The sequence below is a fragment of the uncultured Campylobacter sp. genome (assembly GCF_937890585.1).
GTDB lineage: Bacteria > Campylobacterota > Campylobacteria > Campylobacterales > Campylobacteraceae > Campylobacter_A.
In genome coordinates this window covers 1-9873 of record NZ_CALACG010000278.1, presented here as the reverse complement: position 1 = coordinate 9873, position 9873 = coordinate 1, and the positions used below count along the sequence as shown (strand labels likewise).

Genomic DNA, 9873 nt, shown 5'->3' with positions numbered 1-9873 from the left:
TATACACTCTTTACTATGTAAAATTTTAAAATTTAAATTTAATTAACCGATATGTCTTATCAAACCTAAACGTTAGCAGATTTTGCAGTATCCCAAAAAGTACCATGAAGGTGACGAAGCTGCTTCCGCCGTAGCTAAAAAACGGCAGTGGCACGCCCACAACCGGCGCAAAGCCGATCGTCATCGAGACATTTACTCCCACATAAACAAAGATGAGTGCGGCTATGCCAGTGGCGGTCACCTGCGTGAAATAATCATTCTTAAGCCCGTAATTTAGGCTAAGAAGGTGCGTTATAAGCGCTCCATAAAGCCCCAGCAAAAGAAGCGCCCCATAAAAGCCAAAACGCTCGATATTGTAGGCGAATATGAAGTCACTTGTGGCGATTGGCAAAAATTTAAAGTGCGTCTGCGTTGCCTCGTCCTTTGGCTTGCCTTTTAACCCACCGCTACCTATGGCGATGATACTTTGTTTGACGTGGTAGCTTGGCTCTTCAGCGATGAAGTCGTGGATCCTCTTTTTTTGATAATCATGCAAATTTTCATACAAAACCGGCGCCGAAAATCCTATGGCAAGGATGATGCAGATCCAAATTTTTTTATTTACGCCGATGACAAAAAGGATGGTGTAGCCAACTATCAAAAGTATGAGCGCGGTGCCAAGATCAGGCTCTTTCATGATGAGCGCAAATGGCAAAAGTATGTAAAAACTAAGCCTTAAAAAGTCCTTTAGTCCGTATCCGTCGGCCTCTGGAGGGCGCTGCTTGACGAGATAGGCTAGCATAAGCAAAAATGCTGGCTTCATGAGCTCTGAGGGCTGAAGCGTGAAGTGAACGAAGGGGATCTCCAACCAACGCCTAGCTCCAAGCTTGCTAACACCAAAGATATCAACGCTTAGAAGTAGCACGATGCAAACCCAGTAAAACATTGGGATGATCCAGTCTATGCGCCTAATAGGCAGCAAAAATGCTATGAAAAATGAGACAAATCCTATGCCAAAATATACAAGCTGTTTGTTTGCTAAAACGTCGTTTGCTTCGGAAACTAGGATGTATGAGATGGCTATGATTGGGATGATTAAAAACGGCTGAATAAAATCAAAATGTGTTAAAATACGCCGATCTAGTTTTATCAAGAAGCAAACCTTGTTTTTTGGGCTAGATTATATCACAAACAAGGCTTTGATTTTGGTTAAATTTAATGTTCTAAATAGCTCAAGACTCGACGTTGCAGTGGCGCAGGAGCTTCAAATTTCACGCAATCAAGCTTTAAATTTGATAAAAGACTCTCTTATAAGCGTAAATTTAAAACCAGTCTCAAAACCAAGCTTTTTGTTAAATGAAAACGATGAAATTTGCGTAAATTTTGCCCCAAAAAAAGAGGTGCAAAACGAGTACGAAGTAAATTTCGATATCCCTATCATCTATGAAGATGACGATCTCATAGTGCTAAACAAACCCCCGCAAATCGTCGTCCACCAAGCCCCAAGCGTCAAAGAGGCGACGTTAGTTGAGTGGCTAAACAAAAAGGGCTTTATGCTCTCAAATTTAAACGGCGACGTAAGAGCTGGCATCGTCCACCGCCTAGACAAGGGCACGAGCGGCGCTATCGTCGTTGCTAAAAACAACTTCGCCCACGCAAAACTTAGCGAGCAGTTAAGCGATAAGAGCATGGGACGAATTTATCTAGCGCTCACCGACTTGCCCCTAAAAGAGTACATCATCATCGACAAGCCAATCGGCAGAAATCCAAACAACCGCCTAAAAAAAGCGATCGTCGCGGACGCTAAATTTGCAAAAAGTGCCTTTGTAAATTTACTAAGCGAAGGCGGGGTAAATTTGATAGCAGCAAAGCTTTTTACAGGCAGGACGCATCAGATAAGAGTGCATCTTGCTAGCATAAATCGCCACATTTTAGGCGATGATTTATACGGATTTAAGAGCCAAGGCGATAAAATAAGCAGGGTTATGCTTCACGCTTATATGCTATATTTTATCCATCCGCGAACTGGCAAAAGGGTAGAATTTACCGCAAAAACGTATGATGACTTTAACCAAATAATTTACAAAAAAATTCCCAAGGAGATTTTTGATGAAAAAATTTGCCCTACGCATATTGACACCATTTTTAGCAGCTTTCTTAGCGGGATGCGGCTCTAGCGTACCGACTCAGCAAAGCACATCGCTTCCAACAGTCACAAGCCTAAAAACCATTTCAGACATGACAGAGGTTGGCTTTGAGTGGAACCCAGTGAGCGACGAGAGCGTCGTTGGCTACTACCTTTACCGTTCAAATCCAAACGATGCAAACTCAAAAATGCAGCTAGTTGCAAACATAAAGGACCGCTTCTCGACGCACTACGTAGACCGCAACCTAGCGCCAGAGACCACATATACATATCAAATGAGAACATACTCAAGCAACGCCATCTCTCAGCCTGGTGCGATCGCAACTGCGACTACTAAGCCGCTACTTGACTCTGTGCCATTTGCACAAGCTATCACAGGGCTTCCAGGTCGTGTAAAAGTGATCTGGAGACCACATCCTGATAGCACTGTGGCTAGCTATATCATCCAAAGAAGTGATGCAGGAGCTAATAAATTTAGCCAGATCGCAGAGGTAAATGGCAGACTAAATGCCGAGTATATCGATACCGAGGTAAAGCCTGGCAGGTCTTATGAGTATAGGATATTAGTTAAAACTTCTTCTGGCGTCATCTCAAAACCAAGCCAAAACATAAGCGCTACAACAAAGGAGTTACCCTAAATCAGTAACGAATGTCCAAGCGACCAAAAACGCGCCAAAAAAGATCATCTTAACGTGGGATTACGCGCCAGCTGAGGACTTTTCGTACTTTAAGGTTTATAGAACGACTAGTAAATTTTTGCCTTACACATATCTAGCAAAAACGACTAGCAACACCTACGAAGACCTCATAAACACAAACGCTGCGACAAGGTACTATAGAGTGACAGCGGTCGATAAAGACGGTCTTGAGAGCTTAAAGCAAGAAGATCCGATCGTTGGTAGCACACTTGGCGCACCAAAAACTCCAAGCATAAGCGCTAGCTACGATGGCAGCGGCGTAAATGTAAGCTGGAACGCAGTTGATAGAGCTAGCTCATATACAGTTTATCGAAGCGGTGCTAGCGAAAAAGTATTTAGCAATATCAGCGAAACAAGCATAAGAGACGATAGCGTCCAGCCAGGCGCTAGCTACTCTTACAGCGTCGTAGCAGTAGATGAGTACGGCATCGCTTCTGATAAGTCATCAAAAGCAGAAGTTAGCATAAAATAATGCCAAATTTCATAGCTTCGTCCTTAAAAGAGCTCTCGTTTCCATTTGGTAACGACAAGATCAAATTTCTTTGGCAGGCAAATGGCCGAAACGAGAGGCTCATCTATACAAAAAATGAAGAAGAGAGCTTTTTTCTAGTCGTAAAGGGCGGCAAAAACGGCGTTGTCGTAAAGGGAGAAAAGCTTACAAAGCCAGCCAAAGTTGGCCTTTTACAAGAGGCGTTAGAGCTTTTTAAGGAGCAAAATTGTAACGGTATCATCAGCCAAGCATTTGCTGTAAAAAAGACAAATTTGACCAAAAAAGTGAGTGAAATTTTAAGCCTTGAAGAGTTTGCGCCAGCCTTTAGCGAGCTAAAAGATAAATTTGAAGAGATACTTATCGAGATAGGCTTTGGCTCTGGCAGACACTTGCTCTATCAGGCTAAAAACAATCCAAATGCCCTAGTTATCGGCATAGAGGTCTATAAACCAAGCATCGAGCAAGTAGCAAAGCTAGCTAGGGCAAATGCCCTAGAAAACGTGCGGCTTATAAACACTGACGCAAGGCTCTTACTCTCGCTAGTTGGATCAAATTTAGTTGATAGAGTCTTTTTGCACTTTCCAGTGCCGTGGGATAAGGCTGAGCATAGACGAGTGGTCTCAACGGCGTTTGCGCTTGAGTGCGAGAGGATACTAAAGGTTGGTGGTAAATTTGAGCTAAGAACTGATAGCAAGGAGTATTGCAACTTTAGTTTGAGTAAATTTTTAGAGCCTGCAAACTCAAAAATCGAAGCTTTTAAAAATAGAAATTTAGAAGTAACTAGCAAGTATGAAGACCGCTGGAGACGCCAAGATAAGGATATCTACGACGTTATTTATACTTGTGAGGTTGAAAGTATCGAGAGCGTTTTGGCTGGGGATTTTAGCTTTAAAGAAAAGACAAACGTAAAAAATATCATTAAAAATTTTAAAAATTTCATCATAAAAAAAGAGGATCATTTTTTACATTTTGAGGAAATTTACACCATAAACGAGAGTGAAATTTTGCTAAAAGTCGCCTTTGGAGCGTTTAACAAACCAGAGCAGTGTTTTATCAAAATAAGCGATGAAAAAAGCGAATATTTTATAAAAAAACCGATCTTAATACGTGAAAATTTAGCAGCACACGAGCTTTTGAAGGAGTATTTGGCTGATGCAAGAGATAATTAGCGCAAGAAATTTAAGCCTAGCTTATGAGCGCAACGAGGTTGTGATCAATAGCGTAAATTTAGACATCTACGCAAATGACTTTGTCTTTATCACAGGCAAGAGTGGAAGCGGAAAAAGCACGCTTTTAAAGTCGTTTTACGGAGAAATTTCGCCCCTTGCTGGCGAGCTAAATGTCTGCATGACGCAAATGGACGACATCGATGACAAGAGACTTTGCGAGCTTAGGCAGCGAGTTGGCATTATATTTCAAAACTATCGCTTGATAAATGAGTGGAATGTCGAAAAAAACGTCATGCTGCCACTCATCATCAAAGGCGTCAATCAAAATGTAAGCAAAAAGCAGGTGGCTAAACTTTTAAAGCACGTAAATATGCTTCACAAGGCCGATAAATATCCTATGGAGCTAAGCGGCGGCGAGCAGCAAAGGGTCGCCATGGCAAGAGCGCTCGCACACAATCCAAATTTACTCTTATGCGACGAGCCAACGGGAAATTTAGACGAGTACTCAAGTGATGTCATCTGGTCGCTTCTAAAATCAGCCAGAGAATTTCTAGGTACAAGTGTCGTTGTAGTCACGCATCACATCCCATCAACGCTTCGCATCCCATACCGCCACTTCGTCATAGAAAATGGAGGCGTGCATGAGATCGCTTAAAAACCACATGGGATTTATATTGCCGCTCATTGCACTTTTATTTTCAGTGCAGTTTAGCCTCACAGCTGACAAGGTCGTAAAAGAGTACGAGCGCCTTATGGGAAATGACTACAATATCGTGGTGGTCTCAAGCAAAGAGCTAAGCGAGCCCGTCTTAAAGCCAGTTGTGAGCAACCTAGCTAGCCTTGAGCCACTAAGCCCGCAAAAGATCATCGACCGCCTATCAAACGACATCTCGGCTAAAAATTTATCTATCCTGCAAAATGCGCTACCTAAATTTTACTCGATAAAACTTAGCGAATTTCCGACACCACAATATATGGACGAGCTAAAGCAAAAGCTTTTGAAATTTGACGGCATAACCAAGGTCGAGACATTTTCAAAGACCCACGACAAGGTCTTTAAGATATTAAATTTAGCCAAAAGCATATCGTACGCATTTATGGCGATACTTTGCGTGATAGGTCTTATGCTTATGTTAAAGCAGGCTAAAATTTGGCTATTTGAGCATAGAGAGCGCATTGAAATAATGACACTTTTTGGAGCGCCATTTTGGCTAAAGTCAGCCATGCTTTATAAATCAGCCATGGTTGATAGCCTAGTTGCCACGATCATTGTCGGGACGTTTTTCTTTTTCTTGCCAGCCATTGAAATTTTTAGAGAAAATGCTGCAAGTATCGATGTAGTCTTGCCTAGCCTCGATCTTTCAAGGGATATCTTTATCTTATTTGGTGCGGCCTTGTTTTTGAGCGTTTTTGCTGTAAGTTTGGTAATGAGTAAGGCTAGAAAAAGCACGATATGAAAAAAGGAATTTTTACATTTTTGCTAGCTTTTAGTCTAGCTTTTGCCTCAAATACTAAAGAGAAGATAAAAGACTCTAAAAACTCGCTAAGATCGAGCCAGGCGATGAGTGAGCAGCTTAGTAAAAAGCTAGATGACTTGGCTGGCGATATAGTAACTGGTGAGAAAAAACTACGCGGCATAAGCGGCGATATCACAAATTTAAAGGGTCAAATTTCAGTTCTTGAGACAAATGCTTCAAAAGCGCTTCTTGAGCTTGATGATCTAACAAAGCAAAACAAAGAGCTAGAGCGCACCCAAAAAGAGCTAGAGCAAAATATGATAAGGATCATCGCAGAAGATCTCTCTTTTGACCTTTTAATGGGAGCTAACGATGGCAAACAAAGCGAAGAGAGCATCATCTCATCTCAAATTTTAACCAAGCTAAATGCCATCACAAAAGAGGACTTTAACAAGCTTAGCAAGGACTACGAAGAGACGATCAATCTCATAAAAAACCAGTCAAGCAAGATAAGTGAGATAAACACAAGTATAAAAAACTATAAGCGCAAGCAAAGTGATCTACAAAGCCTAGAGAGCACGCAGAAAAATACCATTAGCGGGCTTAAGCGAGATAAAGAAATTTACACCAAAAAGTTAGCCAAGCTTCAAGCGCAGCAAGATGAGCTACGAAAGACGCTTGAACAGCTTGCTATCATGCAAAAGCAAGAGGACGAAGCCGCCAGAGCAGCCAGAGAAAAGCAAGCTGGCAAGGGCGCAAAGGGCGGTGCAAAGAGCCAGCCAATGGGCGGAGGCTATCAGACAAGCTCTGTTAAGAGATATTCAGGCGCAAGGACGATCGCTCCGCTTGATAGCTACACCGTAAAGCAAAAATTTGGCAACTACGTAGACCCGATATATAACATCAAAATTTTTAACGAGTCAGTCATACTTCGCTCAACCACGCCAGATGCGAAGGTAAAAAGCGTGCTAAATGGCAAGGTGGTCTTTGCTAAAGCCACTCCAATGCTTGAAAACGTCGTCATCATAGAAAACGAAAACGGCATCCACACGATCTATGCTCACCTAAGCCAGATCGCGCCAACGGTTAAGGTAGGCTCACTCGTGCAAAAAGGCTACGTCATAGGCCGAGTTAGAAACGATCTCACCTTTGAAGTGACGCAAAGAAACTACCATATCGACCCGCTTGAAATGATCTCAAAATAGTCACTTTGTAAGCGTTATTAGCTAAATTTAAAGCCTTTTTGGCTAAAATGCGTGAATTTCAAGGAGCATGACAATGAGTAAGAGAAAACGCGTATTGGTCAAATTTTCAGGCGAGGCCTTGGCTGGAGAAAATGGTTTTGGTATAGACACAGCTGTGCTTAAATTTATAGCAAGCGAGATAAAAGAACTCATCGACAACGAGATCGAAGTTGGCATCGTCATCGGCGGTGGCAACATCATACGCGGCGTGAGTGCAGCAAAAGACGGTATCATCAAACGAACGAGCGGCGATCACATGGGCATGCTAGCAACTGTTATCAACTCGATCGCGATGCGTGAAGCGCTTGAGAGAAGCGGACTTGAAGTAAGAGTGCAAAGCGCGATCAAGATGGAGGCGATCTGCGAGACTTTCATCGTGGGACGTGCGCAGCGCCATTTGGAAAAGGGTAGAGTTGTCATTTTTGCAGCAGGCACGGGCAATCCATTCTTCACAACAGACACCGCAGCTACTCTAAGAGCTATCGAGATCGGCTCAGATATGATCATAAAAGCGACAAAAGTTGATGGCGTTTTTGACAAAGATCCGAAAAAATTCAAAGATGCAAAACTCTTAAAATCACTAAGCTACGAAAAGGCGATGAGTGACGATATCAAGGTTATGGACGACACTGCCATAGCTTTGGCAAAGGACAACTCACTGCCGATCTTAGTTTGCAATATGTTTAAGGCTGGAAATTTATTAAAAATAATAAATAAAGAAGAAGCAGCCCTATACTCAGTTGTAAAATAAATTTCAAAAAGGATAAAAATGAGAACAGAACAAATAACAGCAAGAGCGCTAAAACAAGTAGGAGACGACAGATATAAGCTTTCACTTATCGTTGCAAAGCGTGCAGAAGCGCTAGCAAATGGCGCCATAGCTTTAGTTGATGCTGATACTTCAAAGATGAAATTTGCTGACATCGCACTACTTGAAGTGGCTGAGGGCAAAATAGGCTTAGAGGCAATAGTTGAAGGAAAATAGTCTTTTTTTAGAGCAGTTAATCGAGCAAATTTTAGCTTGCAAAAACGTTTCAGAAGCGATAAAACTGCTCTTTTCTCTTTGTGAAAGAAGTGAAATTTTAGACAAAGCTATCGACAGCTGCGTCACATCTCACGCTGGACAATACCGAAAAAGCGGCGAACCATACGCCATCCACCCCATCTTAGTAGCCTCTATCGTTGCAAACATGGGCGGCGATGAGAGCATGGTCATAGCCGCACTTCTTCACGACGTGGTCGAGGATACCAACGTCACGCTAGGCGAACTTCAGGCTGAATTTGGCGATGAGGTAGCAAAGCTTGTTGAGGGACTTACAAAGATAGTTGCCATTAGAGAAAACAAGCTCGCAAGCTCCGATAGCAACGAAAAACTGGCAAGCTCGGCGCTAACTTTTAGAAAGATGCTCTTAATCTCCATAGAAGACGTGAGAGTCCTTGTCGTAAAGCTTTGCGACAGGCTTCATAATATGCTAACCCTTGAGGCGCTAAGGCCAGAAAAGCAAAAGCGTATCGCCGAAGAGACGCTTATGGTTTACGCTCCGATCGCTCATAGGCTAGGAATTTCATCGATCAAAAACATCCTTGAAGACCTAAGTTTTAAATACGCGATGCCAGAAGAGTACGCCAAGATCGATAGCTACCTAAATAAAAACAAGCAGCAGCTTAGCCTAAAACTAAATGCTTTTAATGAAAAAGTAAGTCAAATTTTGCTTGAAAATGGCTTTATCGAGGGCACTTTTGAGATACAAAAACGCATAAAACACTACTACTCGATCTATCTAAAAATGCAAAGAAAGGGCATTTCCATAGAAGAGGTGCTTGACTTGCTTGCTATTAGAATTCTCGTGGAAAAGCCGCTTGATTGCTATTTGGCACTTGGAAATTTACATATAAATTTTAACCCTCTCATCTCGAGGTTTAAAGACTATATCGCACTTCCAAAGCAAAATGGCTATCAAACGATACATACGACTATATTTGATAACAAGAGCATTTTTGAGGCGCAAGTGCGTACATACGACATGCACATGACCGCAGAATACGGCGTCGCAGCGCACTGGAAGTATAAAAATGGCGAGGGAAGCCTTTTAAATCCAAAGCTTGACTGGCTAAGCGACATCAGCATGCAAAGTAACGAGGTTGAAAGCAACGTCGAGGAGCTTTACGAGTACGCAAAAGATAGCCTTTATATCGAAGATATCGCAGTTTACTCTCCAAAGGGCGAGGTCTTTACGCTGCCACGTGGCGCTACGGCGCTTGACTATGCTTACGAAATTCACACAGAGATCGGCCTTTACGCAAATGAAGCCTATATAAACCGCGTTAGGATGCCACTTTTAACAGAGCTAAAAAACGGCGATATCGTTAGGATCGTAACTGGCGAGGAGGCTAAATTTCGCTGTTCGTGGATAAATAGCGTGCGAACAGGCAAGGCAAGAGCGACGATAAGGTCATTTTGCAAGCAAAAGATCAAGGAGATCAATCACAAAATCGCGATCGATATCTTAAAATCAGTATTTAACGTCTCAAAAGAGAGGATATTAGACTGGGTCGAGCGTGAAAATTTGGGCAAAAAGGTATTTCGCGCGGCGACTGATAGTGAGTTTTTGCAGGAAGTGGCAAATATGTTTAAAAAATATATCAGAAAAGAGCGCCCTTTTATGATCTCTTTGAGCGACAAATATCAG

The 9873-nt window shown here is 42.3% G+C and carries 11 protein-coding genes; 10 read left to right on the top strand and 1 reads right to left on the bottom strand.

What is annotated here, in order from left to right:
• Positions 1 to 25: 25 nt before the first annotated feature.
• The gene (locus tag Q0296_RS08420) at positions 26 to 1132 is read right to left on the bottom strand and encodes an FtsW/RodA/SpoVE family cell cycle protein (RefSeq protein WP_298039285.1); all 1107 of its coding nucleotides are present in this window, start codon (positions 1130 to 1132) and stop codon (positions 26 to 28) included.
• A gap of 52 nt (positions 1133 to 1184) precedes the next feature.
• On the opposite strand from Q0296_RS08420, the gene Q0296_RS08415 reads away from it, so the two are divergent.
• From Q0296_RS08415 to Q0296_RS08370, 10 genes are all read left to right on the top strand, one after another.
• Positions 1185 to 2156, top strand: a complete 972-nt coding sequence (locus tag Q0296_RS08415; protein WP_298039283.1) for an RluA family pseudouridine synthase — start codon at positions 1185 to 1187, stop codon at positions 2154 to 2156.
• Positions 2089 to 2763 carry a hypothetical protein gene (locus tag Q0296_RS08410; protein WP_298039280.1) on the top strand — a complete coding sequence of 225 codons (675 nt, stop codon included), beginning with the start codon at positions 2089 to 2091 and terminating at the stop codon, positions 2761 to 2763. The genes Q0296_RS08415 and Q0296_RS08410 overlap by 68 nt, the downstream gene beginning before the upstream one ends.
• A 118-nt stretch (positions 2764 to 2881) precedes the next feature.
• Positions 2882 to 3295, top strand: coding sequence for a hypothetical protein (locus Q0296_RS08405; protein WP_298039277.1), 414 nt, complete (start codon positions 2882 to 2884; stop codon positions 3293 to 3295).
• Positions 3295 to 4482: a tRNA (guanosine(46)-N7)-methyltransferase TrmB gene (trmB, locus tag Q0296_RS08400; protein ID WP_298039275.1), complete on the top strand. Its 1188-nt coding sequence runs from the start codon at positions 3295 to 3297 to the stop codon at positions 4480 to 4482. The genes Q0296_RS08405 and trmB overlap by 1 nt, the downstream gene beginning before the upstream one ends.
• Positions 4466 to 5137, top strand: a complete 672-nt coding sequence (locus Q0296_RS08395) for an ABC transporter ATP-binding protein (RefSeq protein WP_107848340.1) — start codon at positions 4466 to 4468, stop codon at positions 5135 to 5137. Before trmB ends, Q0296_RS08395 begins: the two co-directional genes overlap by 17 nt.
• On the top strand, positions 5124 to 5939 hold the full coding sequence (locus Q0296_RS08390) for an FtsX-like permease family protein (protein WP_298039272.1): 816 nt from the start codon (positions 5124 to 5126) through the stop codon (positions 5937 to 5939). Before Q0296_RS08395 ends, Q0296_RS08390 begins: the two co-directional genes overlap by 14 nt.
• On the top strand, positions 5936 to 7144 hold the full coding sequence (locus Q0296_RS08385) for a peptidoglycan DD-metalloendopeptidase family protein (RefSeq protein WP_298039269.1): 1209 nt from the start codon (positions 5936 to 5938) through the stop codon (positions 7142 to 7144). The genes Q0296_RS08390 and Q0296_RS08385 overlap by 4 nt, the downstream gene beginning before the upstream one ends.
• Before the next feature lie 73 nt (positions 7145 to 7217).
• Positions 7218 to 7934, top strand: coding sequence for a UMP kinase (gene pyrH / locus Q0296_RS08380; protein ID WP_298039267.1), 717 nt, complete (start codon positions 7218 to 7220; stop codon positions 7932 to 7934).
• An 18-nt stretch (positions 7935 to 7952) separates the two neighbouring features.
• Positions 7953 to 8168 carry a DNA-directed RNA polymerase subunit omega gene (locus Q0296_RS08375; protein WP_004317259.1) on the top strand — a complete coding sequence of 72 codons (216 nt, stop codon included), beginning with the start codon at positions 7953 to 7955 and terminating at the stop codon, positions 8166 to 8168.
• Positions 8155 to 9873: RelA/SpoT family protein (locus Q0296_RS08370; protein WP_298039262.1), on the top strand; the 1719-nt coding region annotated here is incomplete at its 3' end. The genes Q0296_RS08375 and Q0296_RS08370, both read left to right, overlap by 14 nt.

Coding starts and splice junctions, on each gene's coding strand:
- pyrH (WP_298039267.1), top strand. CDS start 7,218: ATGAGTAAGAGAAAACGCGTATTGGTCAAATTTTCAGGCGAGGCCTTG.
- Q0296_RS08410 (WP_298039280.1), top strand. CDS start 2,089: ATGAAAAAATTTGCCCTACGCATATTGACACCATTTTTAGCAGCTTTC.
- Q0296_RS08385 (WP_298039269.1), top strand. CDS start 5,936: ATGAAAAAAGGAATTTTTACATTTTTGCTAGCTTTTAGTCTAGCTTTT.
- Q0296_RS08390 (WP_298039272.1), top strand. CDS start 5,124: ATGAGATCGCTTAAAAACCACATGGGATTTATATTGCCGCTCATTGCA.
- Q0296_RS08395 (WP_107848340.1), top strand. CDS start 4,466: ATGCAAGAGATAATTAGCGCAAGAAATTTAAGCCTAGCTTATGAGCGC.
- Q0296_RS08375 (WP_004317259.1), top strand. CDS start 7,953: ATGAGAACAGAACAAATAACAGCAAGAGCGCTAAAACAAGTAGGAGAC.
- trmB (WP_298039275.1), top strand. CDS start 3,295: ATGCCAAATTTCATAGCTTCGTCCTTAAAAGAGCTCTCGTTTCCATTT.